General features: G+C 40.2%; 18 protein-coding genes and 1 pseudogene. 17 read left to right on the top strand and 2 right to left on the bottom strand.

What is annotated here, in order from left to right; genetic code table 11:
• Positions 1-33: 33 nt before the first annotated feature.
• The 9 genes from metN (at position 34) to GSQ74_RS21990 (ending at position 9,958) form a co-directional block, all read left to right on the top strand.
• Complete coding sequence (metN, locus tag GSQ74_RS22030) at positions 34-1,071, top strand: methionine ABC transporter ATP-binding protein MetN (RefSeq protein ID WP_305777736.1); 1,038 nt, start codon at positions 34-36, stop codon at positions 1,069-1,071.
• 10 nt (positions 1,072-1,081) lie between these two features.
• The gene (gene metI / locus GSQ74_RS22025) at positions 1,082-1,720 is read left to right on the top strand and encodes a methionine ABC transporter permease MetI (RefSeq protein ID WP_371724791.1); all 639 of its coding nucleotides are present in this window, start codon (positions 1,082-1,084) and stop codon (positions 1,718-1,720) included.
• Between the two features lie 14 nt (positions 1,721-1,734).
• The gene (metQ, locus tag GSQ74_RS22020; protein ID WP_158996348.1) at positions 1,735-2,544 is read left to right on the top strand and encodes a methionine ABC transporter substrate-binding lipoprotein MetQ; all 810 of its coding nucleotides are present in this window, start codon (positions 1,735-1,737) and stop codon (positions 2,542-2,544) included.
• Positions 2,545-2,757: 213 nt separating this feature from the next.
• A complete protein-coding gene (locus tag GSQ74_RS22015) occupies positions 2,758-2,967 on the top strand; it encodes a CHC2 zinc finger domain-containing protein (RefSeq protein ID WP_158996347.1) in 210 nt (69 codons plus the stop codon).
• Between the two features lie 42 nt (positions 2,968-3,009).
• Positions 3,010-3,351, top strand: coding sequence for a HopJ type III effector protein (locus tag GSQ74_RS22010; RefSeq protein ID WP_158996346.1), 342 nt, complete (start codon positions 3,010-3,012; stop codon positions 3,349-3,351).
• Positions 3,352-3,540: 189 nt separating this feature from the next.
• A complete protein-coding gene (locus GSQ74_RS22005; protein WP_158996345.1) occupies positions 3,541-4,128 on the top strand; it encodes a TetR/AcrR family transcriptional regulator in 588 nt (195 codons plus the stop codon).
• Between the two features lie 70 nt (positions 4,129-4,198).
• Positions 4,199-5,383 (top strand): efflux RND transporter periplasmic adaptor subunit, encoded by a 1,185-nt coding sequence (locus GSQ74_RS22000; RefSeq protein WP_254060947.1) that lies wholly within the window; start codon positions 4,199-4,201, stop codon positions 5,381-5,383.
• A gap of 4 nt (positions 5,384-5,387) precedes the next feature.
• Positions 5,388-8,537, top strand: coding sequence for an efflux RND transporter permease subunit (locus GSQ74_RS21995; RefSeq protein ID WP_158996344.1), 3,150 nt, complete (start codon positions 5,388-5,390; stop codon positions 8,535-8,537).
• Positions 8,538-8,560: 23 nt separating this feature from the next.
• Positions 8,561-9,958, top strand: coding sequence for an efflux transporter outer membrane subunit (locus GSQ74_RS21990; RefSeq protein ID WP_158996343.1), 1,398 nt, complete (start codon positions 8,561-8,563; stop codon positions 9,956-9,958).
• Between the two features lie 315 nt (positions 9,959-10,273).
• Here GSQ74_RS21990 and GSQ74_RS21985 read toward each other — a convergent pair whose 3' ends face one another.
• Complete coding sequence (locus GSQ74_RS21985; RefSeq protein WP_158996342.1) at positions 10,274-11,128, bottom strand: YitT family protein; 855 nt, start codon at positions 11,126-11,128, stop codon at positions 10,274-10,276.
• A gap of 273 nt (positions 11,129-11,401) precedes the next feature.
• Here GSQ74_RS21985 and GSQ74_RS21980 point away from each other — a divergent pair, with 273 nt between their 5' ends.
• Entirely contained in the window at positions 11,402-11,884 is a 483-nt protein-coding gene (locus GSQ74_RS21980) for a hypothetical protein (RefSeq protein WP_158996341.1), read from the top strand.
• A gap of 30 nt (positions 11,885-11,914) precedes the next feature.
• Here the strand turns inward: GSQ74_RS21980 and GSQ74_RS22825 are convergent.
• Positions 11,915-12,001: pseudogene (locus tag GSQ74_RS22825) on the bottom strand (helix-turn-helix domain-containing protein); the annotation flags it as partial.
• Between the two features lie 584 nt (positions 12,002-12,585).
• Between GSQ74_RS22825 and GSQ74_RS21970 the strand changes: the two are divergent.
• The 7 genes from GSQ74_RS21970 (at position 12,586) to GSQ74_RS21940 (ending at position 23,020) form a co-directional block, all read left to right on the top strand.
• Positions 12,586-13,155: an RNA polymerase sigma-70 factor gene (locus GSQ74_RS21970; protein WP_158996340.1), complete on the top strand. Its 570-nt coding sequence runs from the start codon at positions 12,586-12,588 to the stop codon at positions 13,153-13,155.
• Between the two features lie 79 nt (positions 13,156-13,234).
• Positions 13,235-14,398, top strand: coding sequence for a FecR family protein (locus tag GSQ74_RS21965; RefSeq protein WP_158996339.1), 1,164 nt, complete (start codon positions 13,235-13,237; stop codon positions 14,396-14,398).
• Between the two features lie 122 nt (positions 14,399-14,520).
• Positions 14,521-18,066, top strand: coding sequence for a TonB-dependent receptor (locus GSQ74_RS21960; RefSeq protein ID WP_158996338.1), 3,546 nt, complete (start codon positions 14,521-14,523; stop codon positions 18,064-18,066).
• A 16-nt stretch (positions 18,067-18,082) separates the two neighbouring features.
• Entirely contained in the window at positions 18,083-19,837 is a 1,755-nt protein-coding gene (locus tag GSQ74_RS21955) for a RagB/SusD family nutrient uptake outer membrane protein (protein WP_158996337.1), read from the top strand.
• Between the two features lie 27 nt (positions 19,838-19,864).
• Positions 19,865-20,395: a DUF1735 domain-containing protein gene (locus GSQ74_RS21950; protein WP_158996336.1), complete on the top strand. Its 531-nt coding sequence runs from the start codon at positions 19,865-19,867 to the stop codon at positions 20,393-20,395.
• 295 nt (positions 20,396-20,690) lie between these two features.
• Entirely contained in the window at positions 20,691-21,470 is a 780-nt protein-coding gene (locus tag GSQ74_RS21945; RefSeq protein ID WP_158996335.1) for a glycoside hydrolase family 16 protein, read from the top strand.
• 32 nt (positions 21,471-21,502) lie between these two features.
• On the top strand, positions 21,503-23,020 hold the full coding sequence (locus GSQ74_RS21940; RefSeq protein WP_158996334.1) for an alpha-L-fucosidase: 1,518 nt from the start codon (positions 21,503-21,505) through the stop codon (positions 23,018-23,020).
• The last annotated feature ends 192 nt before the right edge of the window (positions 23,021-23,212 follow it).

The raw sequence follows: 23,212 nt of genomic DNA, 5'->3' as shown, positions 1-23,212 counted from the left end.
CAAACAGTAAATCGAAATTAAATCTCTGCTCGCATGGAAATGATCGAACTAAAAAATATCACCAAAACTTTTGTTAAAAAGAACAGCCAGGTAACGGCTCTTTCAAACGTATCACTCATTGTGCCGCAGGGAAAAATACTCGGTGTTGTTGGCGCCTCTGGTGCAGGAAAGAGTACTTTAATTCGCTGTGTTAACTTACTCGAACGACCAACATCTGGTGAGGTACTCATTGGAGGGGTCAATCTTATTAAACTTTCGTCTGGTGCGCTTGCTAAAGCAAGACGAGAGATAGGGATGATCTTTCAGCATTTCAACCTGTTATCCTCTCGAACCGTAGCGGGAAATGTGGCCCTTCCTTTGGAGCTAAGCCATACACCGGTGCAAGAAATAAAGAAACGTGTAGCTGAATTATTGGATTTAGTAGGCCTTTCGGATAAGGCTAATGAGTATCCGTCAAACTTATCCGGTGGGCAAAAACAGAGGGTAGCTATTGCCAGAACGTTGGCGACTAACCCTAAAGTGTTGCTATGTGACGAGGCTACAAGTGCCCTTGACCCTGCGACTACGCGTTCTATTCTAAACTTATTAAAGGATATCAATAAGCGGTTCCAGATTACTATCCTGCTGATCACGCACGAAATGAATGTGGTAAAAGCTATTTGCGACGATGTAGCGGTTATTAGTGAAGGCAAACTGATTGAACGTGGTTCAGTAAGCGATGTGTTTGCCTATCCGGAAACTACCATTGCAAAACAATTCGTCGCATCCTCGTTGCACGCGGTTTTACCTGCCGAATATGAACAGCGGCTTTCACCAATCCCTATAGGTAAAAACCATCCGGTTATTAAACTGGAATTTAACGGGCACTCAGCCGAAGCGACCATTTTATCTGAGGTTAGTAGAATGTTTAATGTAGATAATAACATCATCAGCGCACAAATGGATTATACAGGTGGGGTGAAGTATGGCGTGATGCTAATTGAAGTGACCGGCAGTGAAAAAGATACTAATGGCTCCCTTGAATATTATAGAAGCAAACAAGTGGAAGTGGAGGTACTGGGTTATGTCTGAACCGATGTTGATGATGATTTTACAGGGTTTATGGGAAACCATTGTGATGACTTTTGTAGCAGGCTTTTTTGGTTTCGTGTTAGGGCTCCCAACAGGCGTATTGCTTTTTATGACCCGGAAAGGGCAGGTGTCGGAAAGCCGTTTGGTTAATGGAACCGTCTCTGTGCTGGTTAATATTTTTCGGTCTATACCGTTCATTATTCTAATAGTATGGATGATTCCGTTTACCAGGGCATTGGTGGGCACATCAATAGGCGTGCAGGCGGCATTGGTGCCGTTGAGTATTGGTGCGGCGCCGTTTATTGCACGGATGGTGGAAAACAGTTTGATTGAGGTCCCTAATGGTTTAATAGAAGCAGCCCGGTCAATGGGAGCTACGCCATTGCAAATAGTTTTTAAAGTACTCTTACCGGAAGCGCTCCCGTCCATTATTGGCAGCGCATCAATTACTCTTATTACATTGGTTGGTTACTCAGCAATGGGTGGTGCGGTTGGAGCAGGTGGTTTAGGCCAGATCGGTTATCAATATGGCTACGTAGGCTACGATGTAGTTGTTATGAATACAGTACTTGTGCTTTTAGTACTGCTCGTATTTATTATTCAAATAGCAGGTGATTTTATTGCGAAAAAAGCAGATCACCGCAAATAATTTATAAACAAAAAATGAAAAACTTATCACTAATTACTATAGCTGTTTTGTATCTCGGATTATCGGCATGTGGAAGAAAAACTCAACCTAATAATTCTAACCATATTAAAGTTGGTGTTGAATCCGGGCCGGAATATACGGTTGCGCAGGCAGCCCAAAAAGTAGCTAAAGAAAAGTATGGACTTGACGTTGAGCTAGTACAATTTAACGATTACGTGATGCCCAATGAGGCGCTGAGCCAAGGTGATATAGATTTAAATGTATTCCAGAATAAACCATACCTGGATGTGCAGGTAAAGCAGCGCGATTACAAATTTGCGATACTTGGAAATACCTTTGTTTATCCTTTGGCGGGATATTCCAGAAAGATTAAAAACATCAACGAACTGCAAGATGGCAATACAATTATTATTCCGAATGATCCGACTAATAGCGGCAGGTCTTTACTGTTATTGCAAAAAACAGGCTTATTAAAACTAAAAGATAATGTTGGCTTACTTCCAACAGTAAACGACATTGTCGCCAATCCGAAAAGTTTAAAGATTCTTGAATTAGAAGCTCCACAATTGCCAAGAGCGCTGGATGATCAAAAAGTAACCATAGCAATTATTAATAACACTTTTGCAGGTCCGGCGGGGCTGGTTGCTAAACGTGATGGGCTATTTATCGAGGATGAAAAATCTCCCTATGTTAATATCATAGTATCAAGGGACGACAATAAGGATCAGAACAATGTTAAAGAATTTGTAAAAGCATATCAATCGCCCGAAGTAGCAGCAGCTGCCGAGATAGCTTTTAAAGGTGGGGCGATTAAAGGTTGGTAAAAGTTTAGGTAGCGAAAATATTTGCCTGGAATTGAGTTTTAAGCGTGGTTACAACCCCGCTAATTGATTTTCAATCTGGTTTTTACAGATTTTTGTCATCAAAACGCAGGTGCGGATTTTTGCGAATTATCCGGTTTTTAACACAATTATTATTTATCAACAAGTGTATTACGGATTTCGTGAGCATTGGTTCGTTTATTATGTTTGCTGCCAATGATAATACAAACGGATATCGTTCAAATAGTTTCGCAATACACCAACCTTCAACAAGGTAGAAAAGTGATGAAGGGAAATTGCCCTTTTCATGAAGATCTTCATTCCTCATTCAAAGTATACCCATCAAATAATATTTTCAAATGTTTTGCCTGCGGACTGGAAGGTGGCCCTGCTGAATTTCTCCAAAAAATAGGTACGACAATATAGGCCTGTATTTATTTTAGCTTTGTATTCAAAATATTATTCTAAATGACGGAACAGCTAACTACCTTAACTCAAAATTTAAAAGAAAAGTCGCTTGCATTTAATCAGGTTATTGAATTTATAGAGACTTACTACCAGCACCAGCCAACGGCATTTAAAAATGGTGAGGTGTACAATGAAGCCACTCAAAATCAAGGTAGCGCAAAGGTTTTTGCTTTTGCTCAGATAAATGATTTGAATGTGGAAGACACTCTTTATCTATTCGCAGAACACTACCAATCGGTATTGGATAATCCTAATGGTATAGATCATCAAAATATCAGGCAGTTTATGGCCCACGGTTGGCCGGGAATAGCCTTTGAAGGAACAGCACTGCTTTTAAAATAAAAGGTAGGTTCGTTACCGATCAGATATAGGTTATTAAATCATCTTTAGTATTAAAGATTACATTGTAACAAATGTATGTCTATATTGTCTAACAAAAAAGACAAATAAAGATGTTAATTAGTTGACATAACTATCATGCATCAACAGTTATATTTGCCTGACACAAACGTCAAACATTTTAGTAAGACAATGGCAGTTAGAGATACGGGCACCGAACAGATGATTAAGGATACCGCAAAACAGATTTTCTTTGCTGAAGGAAAATTTAATGCGACTACCCTGGATATTGCGGAGGCTGCCGGGGTAAGCAGAACTGTTATTAATTATTATTTCCGCTCTAAGGACATCCTTTTTCAACAAGTATTTCGGGAAGCCATGGCAGACACCGGGCTTAAAATGAACGAGGTATTGGGTGCAGATATGCCTTTTAAGAAAAAAGTTATTTCGTTTATCGATATGTTCACTGCTGAATTAACGAAGTATCCTTACAAAGAATCCTTTTTAATCAGCGAAATAAACACCCATGGATTTAGCCTGCCTACTAAGGATTCATCACCTGGCATGCAGCAATTTTTAAAAGAGATAAAACTGGCATCTGATAATGGTGAGATCAAGGAGGTATTACCTATTAATTTCATGATCAATATATTATCCCTGGTTGCCTATCCATTGTTAACCCGGCGTTTATTTGAACGAATGCTTGAGCTTAACGATACAAATTTTGAAAAATTGATGCAAGAAAGAAAGCAAATGATAATAGATATTTTATTTAATTGATTTTTTTGAATAAATACTAACAAAACCGTCAAACATATACGTCAATCACCAAATCTAATTATTAAAAGATATGAACACGATACCTTATAAAATGAAGAAGACCATTGCCGGGTTAGCTATTATTAGCTCGATGATCATTACATTAAGCTCCTGCGGTGGCAGCGCTAATACAAACGCAGGAGCAACACAGCCGCCAGCAACCTACGAAGTTTTTAGCGTGACAACACAACCTGCTACGCTACATACCAGTTATCCAGCCGTAATGCAAGGTGAACAAACAATAGATATTCGCCCTAAAGTGGATGGTTATGTTGAGAAGATATATGTTGATGAAGGTTCGGTAGTTAAAAAAGGACAGCTATTATTCAAACTTAGCGCACCGGAATACGAGCAAACCGTTATAAACTCCATCGCAGCAATAAATAGTGCAAAAGCGGATATCAATTCAGCAGAAATAGCAGTAAATAAAACCAAGCCATTAGTTGATAAAGGCATCATCTCCGAATACGAACTGCAAACAGATCAAAATACCCTCAATACCAAAAGGGCTGCATTGGCACAGGCTCAAACTACTTTGGCCACCGCCAAAGTAAACCTGGGTTATACGTATGTTACCAGCCCGGTAGATGGCGTTGTCGGCTCAATACCTTATCGTTTGGGTAGCCTGATCACCAGTGCTACTGCCAACCCGTTGACTACTGTAGCCAATATCGGCAAAGTATATGCCTATTTTTCATTGAATGAAAAACAACTCCTGGATTTCTCCCGGTCGGTAAAGGGTGCCACTTTGGATGAAAAACTGAAAAATACTCCCGACGTTAATTTAGCATTGGCTGACGGTTCGGCGTATCCCGAAAAAGGGCGTTTAGAAACCATTAGTGGTGTATTGAATACCACTACAGGTTCAGCAAGCTTTCGTGCCGCGTTCCCTAATCCTATGCACTTGTTAAGAAGCGGTAGCTCAGGAAGTGTAGATATTCCCCAGGCATTAACTGCGGCTATTTTAATTCCTCAAAAATCCGCATACGAATTACAGGGTAAATATTTCGTATACGTGCTCGACAATAACAACCTGGTAAAGAACCAGGAAATACAAATAATGGAACTTACAGCAGGCCAGTATTATGTAGTTACCGGTGGTATAAAAGCGGGTGATAAGATCGTTTATGATGGCACGATCTCATTAAAAGATTCTACTAAAATCGGACCACAAGTTATGAGTTCTGACAAAGTTTACGGCGATCTAAAAAACTAAAAAGATGATAAAAACATTTATAGAAAGACCGGTATTATCTACCGTAATATCGGTCATATTAGTTATTTTGGGTATCATTGGACTCATAGAGCTGCCGATAACTCAATACCCAGACATTGCTCCGCCTACTGTAGTGGTATCTGCCGCCTATTCAGGTGCTAACGCCGATGTTGTACTGACCAGCGTAATCGTTCCTTTGGAGGAACAGATCAACGGGGTAGAAGGCATGACTTATATGACTTCTACCGCTGCTGATGACGGATCCGCGACCATTACCATTTTTTTTGCTTTAGGTACAAATCCAGATATAGCAGCAGTAAACGTACAGAATCGTGTTTCTAAAGCAGCCAGCTTACTGCCTGCAGAAGTTACCGAGGCTGGCGTAACTACACAGAAACAGCAGAGCAGCGATATCCTGATATTTTCACTGTCAAGCAGCAACAAATCGTACGACCAGACATTCTTGCAGAATTATGCGAATATTAACTTGCTGCCGCAGATCAAACGTATCAGTGGGGTAGGGGACGCAACAGCTTTCGGCAGTAAAGATTATTCTATGAGGATTTGGCTGAAGCCAAGCGTTATGGCTGCCTATCATTTAATACCCGATGATATAAATACCGCCCTTGCAGAACAAAACATTGACGCGGCGCCAGGAAAGGTGGGCGAAAACAGTAATCAGTCCTATCAGTATACGCTTAAGTACAAGGGCCGTTTAAAATCAGTAGCCGACTTTGAAAACATCGTGATCAAATCAACCAGTTCCGGACAAACATTGCTGCTAAAAGATGTGGCTCGCATCGAATTGGGTTCACTCGATTATAGTGGTTATACTACTACCGATGGCAATCCATCAATTGGTATAGCTGTTTCCCAGGTAGCAGGTTCCAATGCACACTCATTGATTCAACAATGCGAGGCTACCATCGCCGAAGCTTCAAAATCTTTTCCACCGGGTGTAAAGTACACTTCGTTGCTAAATGCCAATGATTTTTTGGATGAATCTGTATCCAAAGTTATACATACACTTATAGAAGCGTTTGTCCTGGTTTTTATTGTGGTATTTGTGTTCCTGCAGGATTTTCGTTCAACATTAATCCCGGCCATTGCTGTTCCGGTGGCTATTATCGGTACATTCTTCTTTTTAAACCTTTTTGGGTTCACCATTAACTTACTAACGCTGTTTGCGATGGTGCTGGCTATTGGTATTGTGGTGGATGATGCGATTGTCGTCGTCGAGGCGGTACATGCCAAGCTTGACCAGGGTGCCAAATCAGGGAAAGAAGCCTCCATAAGCGCGATGCGTGACATTAGCGGAGCCATCGTTTCTATTACCCTGGTTATGGCCGCGGTATTTATCCCGGTATCGTTTATTTCCGGCTCTTCGGGGGTATTTTATAAACAGTTTGGTTTAACGCTGGCTATTGCCATCATTATTTCGGCAGTTAATGCACTAACACTTAGTCCGGCGCTATGCGCTTTGTTTCTAAAACCGCACCCCGAAGGTGAGCATAAGGATTCCAGTGTTATTCAACGATTTTACACTGCTTTTAATACCGGTTTTGAATCGGTAACAGGAAAATATAAGCGTTCGGTACATTTTCTTACTGGAAAAAAATGGATTGCCGGACTAGTCATTTTAATCTTTGCAGGTATTTTCTACTTCCTTATCAAAACCACTGCAACCGGTTTTGTTCCGAATGAAGATCAGGGCGTGCTATTCGCCAATATTAGTTTACCTGTTGGTTCATCGCTTGAGCGAAGTACGGTAGTTGCTAAACAAGTTGAAGGGATCATCAAAACGTTGCCGGAAGTAGAATCAACCTTAACCATTACCGGGCAAAGCTTTATTGCCGGTGCTGGTGGCTCATATGCTATGGTGGTAATTAAGTTAAAACCATGGAACCATCGTACAGGAAAGGGTGAGGATATTAATAGTGTCACCGGGCAACTTTTCGGAATGACAGCGGGCATCAAAAATGCACAAGTCATATTTTTCGCACCTCCTACTTTACAAGGTTTTGGTATCAACAGCGGTTTTGAGTTTCAGCTACAGGACAAAACCGGAGGCGATATTAATAAATTTAATGACGTGAGCACTAAATTCCTTGCTGCACTTGCCAAGCGTAAGGAAATACAATATGCTACAACGTCTTTCAATACCAATTTTCCGCAATACATGATCAATGTTAATGTGGCTAAGTGCCACCAGGCGGGCGTAACTGTAAATAGTGTACTGAGCACACTGGAAGGTTATTATGGAGGTGTTTATGCTTCAAATTTTAACGAATTTGGAAAGCAATACCGTGTAATGATACAGGCTGATGCTATATATCGTGGCAATACCGCAAGCTTAAATGATATTTATGTGCGAAGCGACAGCACCAGCGCTATGGCGCCGATCTCAGAATTTGTAACGCTTACCAAAGTATATGGCCCACAATCCATCAACAGGTTTAACCTGTATACCTCTATTGATATACAAGGCGCGCCAAATGCTGGTTACAGCTCAGGCGATGCCATCAAGGCTATTAATGAAGTGGCAGCGCAAACGCTCCCTGTGGGCTACGGCTTTGAATACGCCGGTATTACCCGTGAAGAGATTGCCGGTGGAAGCCAAAGCGTTTATATATTTATATTATGTCTCATTTTTGTTTACTTCTTGCTTAGTGCGCAATATGAAAGTTATATACTGCCGTTTGCAGTTATATTATCATTGCCTGTAGGTTTAGCGGGAGCATTCATCTTCGCGAAAATATTTGGAGTTGAAAATAATATCTATTTGCAGATAACGCTTATTATGCTTATTGGCTTATTGGCCAAGAATGCCATCCTGATTGTTGAATTTGCAGTAACCCGCCGGCGACATGGCCTAAGCCTTGTAGATGCCGCTATTGAAGGTGCAACAGCAAGGCTACGACCAATCCTGATGACGTCATTCGCTTTTATACTTGGATTACTTCCGTTGATGCTATCCACCGGTGCCGGTGCAGTAGGTAATAAATCAATTGGTACGGGTGCTGTGGGGGGGATGCTTATCGGTACGCTGTTTGGCGTTTTCGTAATACCTATATTATTTATCGTTTTTCAGGGATTGCAGGAAAGGATCAGCAGTAAACCGTCTGTTCAACCCGAAGAGCCGATAGTTAACTAAATTTTAAGCTTAAGTTCAATCAAATGAAAACAAGATATTTTTTATTAGCCGCAGCCGGATTGCTCATTATTGCATCCTGTAATGTGTCAAAACACTATAAACGGCCAAATGTAAATGCGGCCAATTTATACCGCGATAGTTCTGCAGTAGATTCTAGCTCCATCGCGGCCTTGCCATGGCGGTCGCTATTTGCAGATACGATATTGCAAAACCTGATACAGGAAGGGATTAACAATAACCTTAACCTGAAAACTGCAATACTAAAAATAGCTGAAGCTAATGCGACACTGAAAGAAAGTAAGGCAGCTTATTTTCCAACATTAAGCGCAGGTGTTTCTGTTACAAAAGCAAAAGCTTCACAGGCTGCACAAACATTTCCGGCAGGTTTAGGTATCGATTTGAATACAACAACTTACCAAGGAGATTTCAGTGCCAGCTGGACGGTTAATGTATGGGGGCAACTAAATAGCTTAAAACGGCAGGCGATAGCCCAATTCCTGGAAAGTGATGCCTCAAAACGTGCTGTTCAAACAGCACTAGTGGCCGATATTGCTAATGATTATTACGCACTTTTGTCTTATGACCAACAGTTAGCCATAACACAGCAAACCGTAAAAAACGATATACAGGATGTAGAGACTAACAAGTCGTTACTGAAAGCAGATGTGGTTACCGGGGCTGCCGTTGTACAAAGCGAAGCCAACAGATATGCAGCAGAAATTACCATACCTGACCTGGAATCGAATATAAGAGAAACAGAGAACGCCCTATGTATTTTATTGGGACGTAGACCTGGATCCATCAAACGCCTGACCATGGCGGAGCAGATACCGATTGAAACATTGAATGCCGGCCTCTCAACTCAGCTGTTAAAGAACAGACCAGATGTACAACAATCAGAATTTGCTTTTATGGCAGCTTTTGAAAACACCAATGTGGCCCATTCGTATTTTTATCCAACGCTTACTATAACGGCTGAAGGCGGCCTTTCAACGCTGCAATTAAAAGACTTGTTTAATAATTCAATATTCTACAATTTAGTAGGTGGATTAACCCAGCCCATATTCAACCAGGGGCAAAACAAGGCACGCTATCGCATTGCAAAAGCACAACAGTTAGAAGCCTTTAATGCGTACCAGCAAAGCATTTTAACAGCAGGCCAGTCAGTAGCTAACGACTTGTTTTCTTATCAACAAGCATTAAAAAAAGCAGCTTTAAGAAAAAAGGAATTGAATGCATTGGAAAAATCGGTTGACTACACTAAACAGCTGTTAACCTATAGTTCAGCCACAAATTATACTGATGTTTTAACTTCTGAACAGAGTTTGTTAGCAGCCCAATTAGCCGGTGTTAATGATAAATTGCAGCAATTACAGGCCATTGTTAATTTGTATACCGATTTAGGCGGCGGTTGGAAATAACAAATAACGAGTTTTCTGCCAAAATATGAAATTCTGATTACGGTTTACGGCCTTTACTACATAGTAAAGGCCGTATCATTGATATTTAAAATATCAAATTTTTATAATGAAAGTGGTATAGGCATATATTTGTTCACAGCACTACCGCCTGTATATAAATCTAATATTGCATAGCCGGCCAGGATGCGTTTCTTCATAATATCCGTTACCTGCAGAGTGCACACCACCTTAAACTTCAACCGAAGAGAAACTAAATTCCATTTGCCAGACGATGGGCTGTATTAAATGATTTTATTTTTGCTTATCGCTCATTGCTCAATGTATACCTTTCCTCTTTAGTAAACCGCCGGTTGTATCGTCAATACTTTGCTGAACAATAAATGCTGTAGGGTCAATAGCTAATATGTGTTGTTTTAAAGCGGGGATTTCAAGCCGTGTGGCGACAGTGAAAATAATGTCACGCGGATCATTGATTTCGCCGTCTTTTCCATAACCATTTTTCCCCTGGTAGATCGTAACGCCCCGGCCAAGCTTTTCGGTAATAACCTGCCTGATCTCCTCGCTTTTGATTGAAACTACGGTTATACCAGTATATTGGTCAACACCATTTAAAATAAAGTTTATCATTTGGGAAGCGGCCAGATAAGTCAGGATAGAGTAAAGCGCAGGTTCGATTCCCAAAAAGAAAGCAGCCGCCGAAAAAATAACTACGTTCAGCAGTAAGATCACATCATTTACCTTTAACAGCTGGAACCTTTTGCTAAACAACAAAGCGGCTATCTCAGTTCCGTCCAGTACAGCGCCGCCCCTTATCGCCAGCCCGATTCCCACGCCGATGAAAAATCCACCAAATACAGCGGTCAACAGCCTATCCGGAGTAACATCCGGGAAAGTAATAAACGCCAGACAAAGTGAAAGCCCGGCGATGGCTAATGCGCTTCTGATCGCAAACGCAGTGCCCAGTTTGCGATACCCTATAAAAATGAAGGGGATATTAATAATAAAGATCAGGATAGATATCGGCAGGCCTGTTATATCTGCCAGTAGCATAGATATGCCAGTAACGCCACCATCAATAAAATGGCTGGAAAGTAAGAAACCCTTCAAACCCATGCCCGCAGACAGGATTCCGAGCGTTATCAATAGCAGGTTTTTGAAATGGGTCTTCATTTTAGAGTCAAATATAACTTTAACGTTTTAAAGAGAACGAAGCTTTGGAGCATCTTTCTTTTCGTACTGATTAAATTAGGCCAGCGTTAGGGATTGGATCTGTCTTGTTTTCGGGTAATACCTTAAGCAACCAAAGCTGAGCCCGATTTCTTCGCTATCTTTGTATTAGGGATATACATAGTTATCAAAAGCAAACTTGTATTCCGGCGCAAAACGAATTAACGGGCTTGCATAGTAAATAAATAATAACACTTTTATAGCTTAATTTGCAGAATGACCGATCTTAATGAATACGATTGCGAAATGCTGGATGCTATGTTGGAAGCCTTTGGTATTCCGGATAGTCTGACACGCAATCAGCTGCTCGAACTTTTTGATAATGACGAAGCCACCGCCTTTGCCATGGTACAAACACTAATTAGGGAAGGGCTTATCGCCGAATCTGGCAAACATGGCGATTTTGAATTGCCTGAAAAACTAATTCTAAAACTCAAAGGTGACAAATTCCTAAAGGCAGGAGGCTTTACCCGCCGCTACCAGTTGGAGCAGGAAAAACCGGTAGAAGTAGGGGGGACACTTGCGAAATTACAACAGCAAAACATGCGGCTGCAAAATGAAAAGCTCTCTAATAGGTCAGAGATTAGCGACCTCCAAAAAACAGTACAAAGTTTGCAAAATCGGCAATATTACTGGTGGATGTTGATTGTCGTTGCTTTGATTATCGGCTATTTAATCGGACATCTTCGTAAATATTAGCAGCGCCTAATAACCGGTTGCAGCAGACAATCATTCTAATCCGTATTCCTTCAGCTTCCTGTACAGCGTGGCGATACCGATATTAAGCAGTCTTGTAGTTTCGGTGTAGTTGCCGCTGGTATAGTTGAGACTTTATCCCTGGAATAAGAGGAGTTTCATTATAGTATAAGGCGAGCAAGTATTATTTCTTATACCTAAGAGCTAGCTAATAGAATTTCAATTTTATTTTCTTTCAGGAATTAAGAAATATTTAGCTGTAAAGCCGCTATTAATAACCAATTCCTAACATTATTAGGTTAAATAATCAAAAATAAATTATTATTTCTTGCGTCATATAAATGTAAATCTTACCTTAGGTGCATTATGTATTACATAATGCATTATGTATCAATTGCTAATAAATCAGCGGTAAAAACAACACGAACAAAACCGGAAGCAAAATCATGGCTTAGATATGAGTTATTGGTGATGCGGGCAATAAGAAGTTATTAAGCCAGCTTTAAAAAATGGTTAATAATTGCGTTTTCATAATTAATTAAAATTAGCTACAAAATGCCCCCTTGAATTAAAAAATGATCCGACAAAACTCACATAGTTGATTTTAATAAACACATTATCAAACGCCTGAGTAAATATTTACTTTGATTTTATATTTTGAATGAATAGATTGCACGCTAGAGTGCCCCTGGTTTCTGCCATAAATGACCAATTATACTAAATTCACGGATGATAAATTACTTGAGCTTATGGCCCAGGATGACCATGTTGCGTTCAATACAATTTATAACCGTTATTGGGTCAGGGTGCTTAATCTTGCTATACATAAAATCGGTGATATTATGGAGGCGGAGAATATTATTCAGGATATTTTTGTGTCTTTATGGAAACGCAGGCATTCATTGATAATTACTAATGCTTTAGAAAATTTCCTTTTTGTTTCTGTTAAATACCGCGTAATTAAGGTTCTGAATAGTCAGCGTACGGAAAGATTATATAATGAAATTGATGGTTTAACTGTTGATGTGCTGGATGACTCGACCCAACAGTATTTATCATTTGAAGAATTGCGTCAAAGGCTGGAAATGTTGATCGGTAAATTACCTGAACAAAGCAGGCTGATTTACCGGATGAATAAAGAAGAAAACATGAGCTATAAAACAATCGCTGAAGAATTGAATATAACTGAACGATCTGTTGAAGCACACTTAGCACGTGCTAAGAAAACCCTAAAGACAGCTTTAGGATCTTTCCTTACCACATTTTTGCTGTAAAATTAAACTGCTAAAAAAAGATTAAATATTTTGCGGGTTTTTGCTTTTTGCGGGTACTTGTTATAAAAGCACCTTAATAATGCCTATTGATCCGCAAAAAATTAGAATTCAGGAATTAGCCAATAAATATTTAAAAGGCCAACTAACTCATTCAGAACAATTAGAATTTGATGAATGGTTTAAGAATGAAGGCAGCGAAAATATTTATATTGATGCAAATATTGCTGAATCTGAAGATAAACACCGGCAACTGATATTGAGCCGGATTAACGAGCAGATTAAGTCTGTTCAAGATATTAAAGTTAAAACGATATGGCCCCGGATAGCAGCTGCGGCTTCGATTTTGTTATGTATTTCCCTTGGTGGTTATTTCATTCTTAATAAAAAGCCAACCCAGCAAATAGCCAAAAATCAAAAACAAGAGATTCTCCCCGGAACCAATAAGGCGACCTTAACGCTAGCTAATGGTCAAAAGATAATCTTAACTAGAGGTTTAAATGGCAGACTGGCGCAACAGGGCAGTGCGCTTGTGCAAGTTAATTCCAGCAAATCCATTACCTACACGGCTTCAGGCATTAATAGTTCTTTAGCAACCCAGGTGCAGTTCAATACGCTTTCTACAGTACGTGGTGAGCAATCTCCTTATCCATTGGTTTTAGCAGACGGAACCAAGGTTTGGTTGAATGCAGAATCATCAATTACTTTTCCAACTAGTTTTAGCGGAAATGAACGTGTTGTGAAAATTACAGGGGAAGTTTATTTCGAAGTAGTGCATGATGCATTGCATCCATTTAAAGTAAAGGTACGAGATCAAACAATTGAGGATTTAGGAACGCAGTTCAACATAAATGCTTACCAGGATGAACCTACTATGAAAACCACGCTTATAAATGGGAAAGTTAAAATCTCAGTAGGTTCTCAGGCAACTCTCCTTAAACCAGGTTTTCAAGCAGTTGTATCGCCATCAGGTTCTTCTATCATAGTGCAGGCCGCGGATTTAGACGAGGTTATGGCGTGGAAAAATGGAAATTTTGAGTTTGAAGGTACACCGCTGAAAGACATTATGCGCCAAATCAGCAGGTGGTATGATGTGGATATAAGTTACAAAGGAACTATTGAGGATGCTGAATTTGGCGGTTCAATTTCAAGAACAAAAAATATCAATGAAATTCTTTCTGTATTAGAAACTACAAAAGGTGTACACTTTGAATTAGAAGGAAGGAGGATTTTAGTTATGCCATAACATTCATAATCTATGGATAACTGTAAAAGAAATCGGAGGCGTTGGACCGCCCCCGATCAGATTTCAGGATTCCCACATAATTTAACTGTTGCGAACAATATCAATTATTAAAACCCTAACAAATGTATAAATTTTACAATGTAAATGGATACGGCTTAAATAGCTGTACTAAATATTTGTCATCAAAAAATAAATGGCTTACAATTCTTAAAGATCCGAATTTAAAACGCTGGCTTATGAGGATAAATCTTACTTGCTTTTTATTGTTTTTTGCTTTTTTACAAGTGTCAGTGGCGGCTGATGGGCAGTTTGTTACCCTGACAAAAAAAAGCACATCCTTAACTAAAGTATTTAAAGAGATTAAAAGACAAACAGGTTATGATTTTGTATATGAATCGAATTTACTAAAAACTGCAAAAGAGGTTGACATTCAGGCTAAGAATGAACCATTGATAGAGGTTTTAAATAAATGTTTTGAAAATCAGCCATTTACTTACTCAATTAAAGATAAGACAATTATCCTTCAAAAAAAAGAAGCTACAAATATCCTCTCAAACAAATCGGTTATAGCCCCGGTACGTGTATCAGGGAAAGTAGTGGACAGTAATAACATGCCTTTGCCGGGCGTAACCGTAAAAGTAAAGGGCGGCAAAGCAGCTACTCAAACTGATGCCAACGGTAAATTTACATTAGAAGCGCCAGATAATTCGGTATTGAGTTTTTCATTTGTAGGATTCGTTACCAAAGACGTTCCGGCAACTCCGGGAAGTGAAATGATCATTCACCTGCGACCCAGACCAACTGATCTTAATGATGTAGTCGTGGTAGCCTATGGTACCCAGAAAAAGCTGGACCTTACAGGCGCTGTAGATCAGATAGGACCTAAGCAACTAATAGACAGGCCGGTAACCAATATTGGTGATGCTTTGCAAGGTTTAATGGCCAATCTTAACATAACTACTGGTACTGGTGGTGGCGCTCCTGATGCTACAAAAAGTATTAATGTGCGTGGTTTTACAGGGTTCAGCTCTACTAGTGCTACCGGAGGTAATCTTAGTGGCCCGCTGATCCTGGTTGATGGTGTGGAAACCGATATAAACAGCTTAAACCCAAATGATATTGAAAGTGTAACCTTATTAAAAGATGCCGCCTCATCGGCACTTTACGGGTCAAGGGCGCCAAATGGGGTGTTATTAATTACTACAAAACAAGGCAAAAGAAATCAGGCCCCACAATTAAGCTACAATAATAATTTTTCATATGCCCAGCCAATAGATGTGCCGGTAATGTCTAATTCACTTGTTTTTGCAAATACTTTTAATGAGGCAAACGTTAATTCAGGTGGGGGATTATTCTTTAGCCAATCTAACATTAACAGGATCATAGCATATATGAATAATCCCAGCGGTACCCCAACTACCATTGCTCAAAGTAATGGTGTTTGGGCGGCTTATGGCGGGGGAAATGCCAATAATGACTGGTTCAAAATTTATTTAAAAAAATGGTCTCCCAGCCAGCAGCAAAATTTTAGTGTAAGCGGAGGCAGCGAGAAGATAAACTACTTTGTTGGAGTGGGTACTGAAAATCAAAATGGTTTATTTAACTATTTTGCCGATAGTTATAAACGCGACAACCTAAGAGCAAATGTTACCGCCGATATTAATAAGTATATCACCTTTAGTGTAAAATCATCATTTGCACAAGAAAATGATAACTCTCCTTATAATGGCGGCGCAAATACCGGCAGTAACTTTTTTCACCAGATAGCCAGGACATGGCCCATTATTCCTTTGTATGACCCTAATGGGGGGCTGGATCCATCCTCATATTTAGCTCAACTCCAGCAAGGTGGCCGTAATGTATCCCGCAATAATCTAAGCAGCATAAGTGGCGATGTCATCATTAAGCCCCTGCCTGGATGGAATATAACCGGCCATTATAGCTATAATTACACCAGTTACAATATCAATTCCTCTATTTTGCCTTTCTATACTGCTAGTGTAGCGAACCCGCAAACTATTAGTAATACCATAAGCTCTATAAATGAGGACTATCAGTTGAGCAGTTATTACATGTACAATGTTTTTACCAGTTACGAAAAACACCTCGGCGGAAATTATTTTAAAATACAGGTGGGTGAACAAGCAGAACAGAAAACATACTCAGAATTGTCCGGTAATGCACAAAATTTATATAATCTTTCCCAACCATCAATTAGCCTGACCGACGGTATACAAAGCACAGCCGATAATGGTTATAGCTGGGCTACTAACAGTTTAATCGGCAGGATAAACTATAACTATGAAGAGAAATACCTGGTTGAAGTTAACTCCGACTATATGGGTACTTCATTATTCCCCGCTGATACACGCTATCATGATTTTCCATCAGCGTCTGCAGGCTGGAACATTTCAAAGGAAGGTTTTTTTAAACCTTTAGCAAAATCAATTGACAACCTCAAGTTCAGGGCGTCTTATGGCAGCTTAGGCGATATTAGCTCACTCCTTAGTGGCGGTAATTATTATCCTTACATCAGTAATCTGCCTGTCACCGCACCTACAGGTACCAGTTGGATATTTAGCCCTTCAACCGGCGGCCGTCAGCCCGCTATATCCAATCCGGCTTTGGTAAGCCCTACAATTACCTGGACAAAGCCATCTGAACTTGATTTGGGTATGGATGTGACTTTCCTGACCGATTTTAGCGCTACATTTGACTGGTATAACAAGCATATAACCGACCAGTTGGCCCCTGCAAGCACTCCTCCGGCTACGTTAGGCGCTACTGCGCCACAAATAAATAATGCAGCATCAACTACAAAAGGATGGGACTTGACGGTTACATGGCAACACCAATTTAACCAGGTTCATTTAATGGCAAGGGCTACATTGTCGCATTATTCGGGCAAGGTAGATCAGTATAGCGGAAACCCCACGGACTTCATTAATCAACCTTATGCGGGCGAACAAATGGGTGCTATTTGGGGATTCAAAACCTTAGGTAAATTCCAGTCGCAGGCACAAATTGCCAACGCCCCAAGCCAGGCAGCAATCAGTGGCAGCACCTGGTACCCGGGCGATGTTCAATATGCTGATCTTAACCATAACGGCAAAATCGACTATGGAAATGGTACTGCTACTAACCCAGGTGATGAGGAAATTATCGGCAACAGCACCCCCAAATATTTTTATGGCTTTACTACCGGCGCCAGTTGGAAAGGAATTGACCTGAGCATATTCATCCAGGGACAAGGCCCTGCCGACTACATGCCAACTAACGAGTATTTTTGGAACATTACCAGTACCTATCAAAGTATGGTAACTCCCAAAATAGCAGACAGGTGGACACCTTCAAACCCTAATGGCTATTTCCCACGGATTGACTTGGCCAATGGAGCAGCTAAGAATGAAATTTCTCAATCGGGGTATTTGTTAAACACCGCTTATATGCGTTTAAAAAATGTTCAATTGGGCTATACTTTTCCCGACAGGCTCACCCAAAGGTTTCATATTTACCAGCTAAGATTATACACCAGTGTTGAAAACCTCCTTACTGTTTCAGGAGCATTTGCACATCAATATGTAGATCCTGAGCTATTGCAGTCGACTGAAGAGATTTATCCTTTGGAGCGGACCTTCTCGTTTGGTGTAAAAACGAATATCAAATAATATAAAAACATAACATATGAAAAAGTTACAGATCATATATACCTATTCAATCATAAGCATATTATTGGTTATTGCTTCCTGTAAAAAGAGTGCATTGAACCAGGCACCGCCTACCAAATTGTCTGATGCCACCTTTTGGCATACCACGGGTGATTTGCAGAATTACATGAATTCACTTTATAGCATTTTTCCTCTTTATACGACGAACAATGGTGTTATGGGCATCTATAATATAGATAATAATAGCGATAATATGGTTCCGTCAGGTGCAAATGCACGCTTGAATGGCCAATATACCGTTAACGGGAACTCAGGGTATCCAGACTATACACATATCCGTACTGTAAATTATTTTTTAGCTAATTATACAAAGGTTAGCGCAGCCCCCAGTGCAATTGCACCGTTTGTGGGCGAGGCATATTTTTTTAGGGCCATGCTATATTTTCAGGCCCTTCAGTCCTATGGCGGGGTGCCTTACATAACCTCCCCGTTAAATTTAAATGATGAGGCAGGATTAAATTCCCCAAGGCTTCCAAGGAATGTGTTGGTAGATTCGATAATAAACGACCTGAACAGGGCTATTACCAATCTTCCTACAAAAAGCCTTGCCCAAACACAACGCATATATAAGGAATACGCCGAGGGTTATGAAGCAAGAGTGTGTTTATATGAAGGTACATGGGAAAAATACCATGCTAATGACGCTTTTGGTGTTAGCGGTCAAAATGGTGTTAATTTCTTGCAGTTAGCCGCCACTGCCGCAAATACAGTAATAACATCAGCCGTATTTAAGCTGGATAATGTACCCGTGCCTAATGGTTATTTTAATTTGTTTAACCAAACAGATTATACCACCAGTAAAGAGATAATGTTCTGGGGAGCATTTAACCTGGCGGATAACGTTGTATCCTACTGGCAAAGTTTTTTCTCGGCAGGTGGCAGTACCGGTTTGTCAAAAGCATTAGTAGATGATTACCTGTGTACTGATGGTAAGCCTACTAGTGTAAGCCCGTTATATAAAGGCGACGATTCGCTTGCACACGTTTTTAAAAACCGTGATCCCCGTTTAAGGCAAACTATTTTTTTCCAGGGGGATACTGTTGTATCAAATGCTCCTGGTAACGTTCCAGACGCATTGTTTACCTATCCGCAGTTTTTTAACACTACTCCTAATACAACAGGCTACCAGATAAAAAAAGGGTTTGATTCAGATTATTTGCAGGATTCTCATAACAGCGCCGGTGGCACCACTGGTGTTATCTATATGCGTTACGCCGAAATTTTACTGATTTATGCTGAAGCCCGTGCGGAATTGGGTTTATTAACTCAAGCGGATGCGGATATGACAATTAATGTACTGAGAGATAGGGTTGGAATGACGCATTTGAATATAGGTGCTATTGCTACTGACCCTAAATGGAGTTACCCGGAACTCTCTCCGGTTATCAATGAGATAAGGCGCGAGCGCCGTGTTGAGCTGGCTTGCGAAGGCTACAGGCTTGATGATATTAACCGCTGGGCCGCCGCGCCTGACGTGATAGTAGGCAAACAACCATTAGGTGCCATGGCAAACCAGTTTGTTACTGTTGTTCCGGGCTTTACTATTGGCAATACTATATATGTTAATGCACAGGGTTATATTGAACGCTATGCGAAGACAACTGCTATGGCAGCCGGTTACCAATTTAATGTGAAGAGGGATTACCTTTTACCACTTACTTTGGCGCAAACAGTTATAAACCCGCTAATAACACAAAATCCGGGGTGGTAATTTTTTTTAAATCTTAAATAGTAAAAAATGAAAAAGATATTAATGATAATATGCGGAGCAATTATTTTTCTTAATAGTTGCAAAAAAACGGTGAACGAGACGGTAGCGGGAAGCAATACCTTATTGCTGGCTTACCCCTCTGGTACCATTTTTAATACCTTAAGCAGCGGTTTAAATTATTTCAATAATTCACTGCTTACTTTTAAACTCACCGATAAAATAGATACGCTGAATGTTTCGGCTAATATAGGCATCCCGGCAAGTAAAGATTTGACCATAACGATAGGAGTGGATCAAAACGCCTTTGATGCCTACAATGCAAATACAAGCAATATCGTTAAATACGCGGTTATGCCTACTACCTATTACACTATTGCAAATAATAATGTAACTATTAAGGCCGGGCAAACCAGTGCTATATTTAAAATCGCGTTTTATCCCTCCTTATTTGATATTAGCCAAACGGGGTACCTTTTACCATTAAGTATCAACAATGATCCGGGTTACGCTGTAAATAGCAATATGAAAACCGTTTATTTCCATATCAATGAAAAATAGTGGTAAGGCGTGGGCTAACCTTGAAAAATTGAAAACCTATTAGCACGGTTTCAACAAAAGGCCTTCAGCCAAATTATATTATAAACAGTTGCCTTTCACAATGGGGTGAAGGCAACTGTTATTGAACTTAAGTCTTATCACTTTTAAATTAATGTGAGTTAGATCTGAGACAAAATGACTGCAAATTAATATTCACTAAATATAAATCGACATGAGAAAACAGTTTTTTAATCGAGTAATTGTAATTGCCCTTTTTATTGCATGTATATCGTCGATAGCATGCAATAAAGCAAGCGTGAAATCAGAGCCAGCAATACCAGCGCTGAATTCCTCTAGCAGCTTAAATGCAACAGACTCAACCTACCAGTTAGTCTGGTCAGATGAATTTAATGGCACAGGGGCATTTGATTCAACTAAGTGGGCTTTTTGTCCGCGCCAAACTTCGGCATGGAACGAATATTTAACCTCTTTACCCGCGTATGCATCCCAGGATGGCGGTGGTAATTTGGTGCTTAAAATGGATAATGCTACGATAGCCGGTGACCCTGTCCCTTATCATTCTGGCGGGATACAATCGTTGGGAAAGTTTAGCATTGCCTATGGCAAAATAGAAGTGAGCGCGAAATTTACACAAGGGCAGGGATCATGGCCGGCAATTTGGATGATGCCAGTGCCGGCAACAGCCGATACAAGTAGCTGGCCTGGTTGTGGCGAAATGGATATTATGGAACATATAAACAACTCTTCGGTTATTAACGAAACTGTCCATAACCTCTCGGTAGATAATGCTAATGGAGCAAGTTCGGCTACCCATACAGCGTCATATAATACAACTGGTTATAATACCTATGGCTTGGTGTGGACCCCAACTGCTGTTCAATTTTACGTTAACAACGTCCTTCAGTATACTTATAACAAGGTGGCTAGCGGAGGATGGCACCAATATCCATATAATGTACCTTTTTATATAATACTTAACCAGTCAGGGGGCGCTGGCTGGCCCGGGCCGATCACCAATTCTAATCTTCCTTTTACGATGCAGGTAGATTATGTCCGCGTGTATCAGTTACAATAATCAATAATGATTTAGAAACTAAGATAATTAACATGTTTAAAAAGTTATTTCAAGTTATATTATTCCTACAAATAGTAGTTTTTGGAGTTTACGGACAGACCTCAAAAAGCACAAATTATGCCATTATAAAACCAGCTACCAATTTAACTGCCATAGTCAATACAGCAGCAAACGTAACACCATCCGCCCGGCAATTACGCTGGCAGGAGTTAGAGCTTACCGCTTTTTTTCATATTGGTATGAATACTTTTACCGGGAGAGAATGGGGAGACGGAAAAGAAGATCCTAAATTATTTAACCCTACTGCACTTGATACCCGCCAATGGGTTCGGACGGTTAAAGCGGCTGGTTTTAAACAGGTGATCATTACAGCCAAACATCATGATGGTTTTTGTTTATGGCCAAGCAAGTACACCGAACACTCGGTAAAAAATAGCCCCAGGAAAAACGGGCAAGGAGATGTTGTTAAAGAGGTAGCGGATGCTTGCAGGGAATATAAAATAGGATTTGGCATTTACTTATCCCCCTGGGACAGAAATTCGCCGCTTTATGGCAGCGGTACTGCTTACAACGATTATTTTGTAAATCAACTTACCGAACTGCTTACCCAATATGGCCGTGTTGACGAAGTATGGTTTGATGGCGCAAACGGCGAAGGCTCTAATGGAAAAAAGCAGGTATACGATTTTGATAGGTGGTATAAAGTAATACGTAAGCTGCAACCTTCGGCGGTTATCGCTATAATGGGACCGGATGTACGCTGGGTGGGGACTGAAACCGGTTATGGCCGTGAAACCGAATGGAGTGTTGTGCCTGCAAATAATTTGGATCAGTTAACAATAACCGCTAAATCCCAGCATGATATTACTTTTAAGCCCAAGGGCGATATGAGGGGGGATGATTTAGGCGGCCGCGATAAAATAAAAACTGCCACTGGATTAATCTGGTATCCGGCAGAGGCTGATGTTTCTATCAGGCCGGGATGGTTCTTCCATGCAGCGGAAAACGATAAGGTAAAATCCCCTGAAAAACTGATGGATATTTATTACAATTCGGTTGGTAAGAATTGTGTATTGCTCTTAAATATTCCACCCGATAAAGAAGGCTTACTTAATGCTAGTGATGTAAACGCGTTGCAGGGCTGGAAAAAGTTGAGGGATGAAACTTTTAAAATAAACCTGCTCAAAGATGCTTCTGTAGAATGTAATAACGGAGTGAATTTAAAATCGATTTTAGATGATGATTATAATACTTGGTTTACTACCCATAATAAAGATACATCTGCAGTAATCACACTTAATTTAAAAGGATCAAAAACGTTTGATGTATTACTCTTACAGGAAAATATAGCCATCGGTCAGCGAGTTGAAAAATTTGAGCTGGATTATTGGGATGGTAATGATTGGAAGAAAGCGACAGAAGGTACTACCATTGGTTATAAACGGTTATTGCGGTTTTCGCCGGTAACCGCAAATAAGGTGAGGCTAACAATTGAATCATCAAGGTTAAACCCTACCATAGCAACAATGGGGTTGTATAAACAGCCATAAATTTCGGAAGCAAATATCATGAAGCAGCGAAAGGAATTAAAATACAAACAAACATCATTTGTTTTAAAGAGAACAGCCAACTAGGTTGGTTAGTTTAGTGTAAGTGTTAATGAGGCCGGCTTCGGCCGGTCTTATTATATTCTGAACGAGGGCGGAAATTTAACCCTAAAGTCCCGAGTGGGACACGTAAAA

Source organism: Mucilaginibacter sp. L196, assembly GCF_009765905.1.
Taxonomy (GTDB): Bacteria; Bacteroidota; Bacteroidia; order Sphingobacteriales; family Sphingobacteriaceae; genus Mucilaginibacter.
The sequence above is the reverse complement of the archived record's forward strand: the minus strand, read 5'-3'. Positions and strand labels throughout refer to the sequence as shown.

Bases quoted from the DNA above. Each gene is read 5' to 3' on its own strand.
- GSQ74_RS21985 (WP_158996342.1), bottom strand. From the start codon at position 11,128: ATGAAGACCCATTTCAAAAACCTGCTATTGATAACGCTCGGAATCCTG.
- GSQ74_RS22010 (WP_158996346.1), top strand. From the start codon at position 3,010: ATGACGGAACAGCTAACTACCTTAACTCAAAATTTAAAAGAAAAGTCG.
- GSQ74_RS21955 (WP_158996337.1), top strand. From the start codon at position 18,083: ATGAAAAAGTTACAGATCATATATACCTATTCAATCATAAGCATATTA.
- GSQ74_RS21960 (WP_158996338.1), top strand. From the start codon at position 14,521: ATGTATAAATTTTACAATGTAAATGGATACGGCTTAAATAGCTGTACT.
- GSQ74_RS21965 (WP_158996339.1), top strand. From the start codon at position 13,235: ATGCCTATTGATCCGCAAAAAATTAGAATTCAGGAATTAGCCAATAAA.
- GSQ74_RS21940 (WP_158996334.1), top strand. From the start codon at position 21,503: ATGTTTAAAAAGTTATTTCAAGTTATATTATTCCTACAAATAGTAGTT.
- GSQ74_RS21980 (WP_158996341.1), top strand. From the start codon at position 11,402: ATGACCGATCTTAATGAATACGATTGCGAAATGCTGGATGCTATGTTG.
- GSQ74_RS22000 (WP_254060947.1), top strand. From the start codon at position 4,199: ATGAACACGATACCTTATAAAATGAAGAAGACCATTGCCGGGTTAGCT.
- GSQ74_RS21990 (WP_158996343.1), top strand. From the start codon at position 8,561: ATGAAAACAAGATATTTTTTATTAGCCGCAGCCGGATTGCTCATTATT.
- GSQ74_RS21970 (WP_158996340.1), top strand. From the start codon at position 12,586: ATGACCAATTATACTAAATTCACGGATGATAAATTACTTGAGCTTATG.
- metI (WP_371724791.1), top strand. From the start codon at position 1,082: ATGATGATTTTACAGGGTTTATGGGAAACCATTGTGATGACTTTTGTA.
- GSQ74_RS21995 (WP_158996344.1), top strand. From the start codon at position 5,388: ATGATAAAAACATTTATAGAAAGACCGGTATTATCTACCGTAATATCG.
- GSQ74_RS21950 (WP_158996336.1), top strand. From the start codon at position 19,865: ATGAAAAAGATATTAATGATAATATGCGGAGCAATTATTTTTCTTAAT.
- metN (WP_305777736.1), top strand. From the start codon at position 34: ATGGAAATGATCGAACTAAAAAATATCACCAAAACTTTTGTTAAAAAG.
- GSQ74_RS22015 (WP_158996347.1), top strand. From the start codon at position 2,758: ATGATAATACAAACGGATATCGTTCAAATAGTTTCGCAATACACCAAC.
- metQ (WP_158996348.1), top strand. From the start codon at position 1,735: ATGAAAAACTTATCACTAATTACTATAGCTGTTTTGTATCTCGGATTA.
- GSQ74_RS22005 (WP_158996345.1), top strand. From the start codon at position 3,541: ATGGCAGTTAGAGATACGGGCACCGAACAGATGATTAAGGATACCGCA.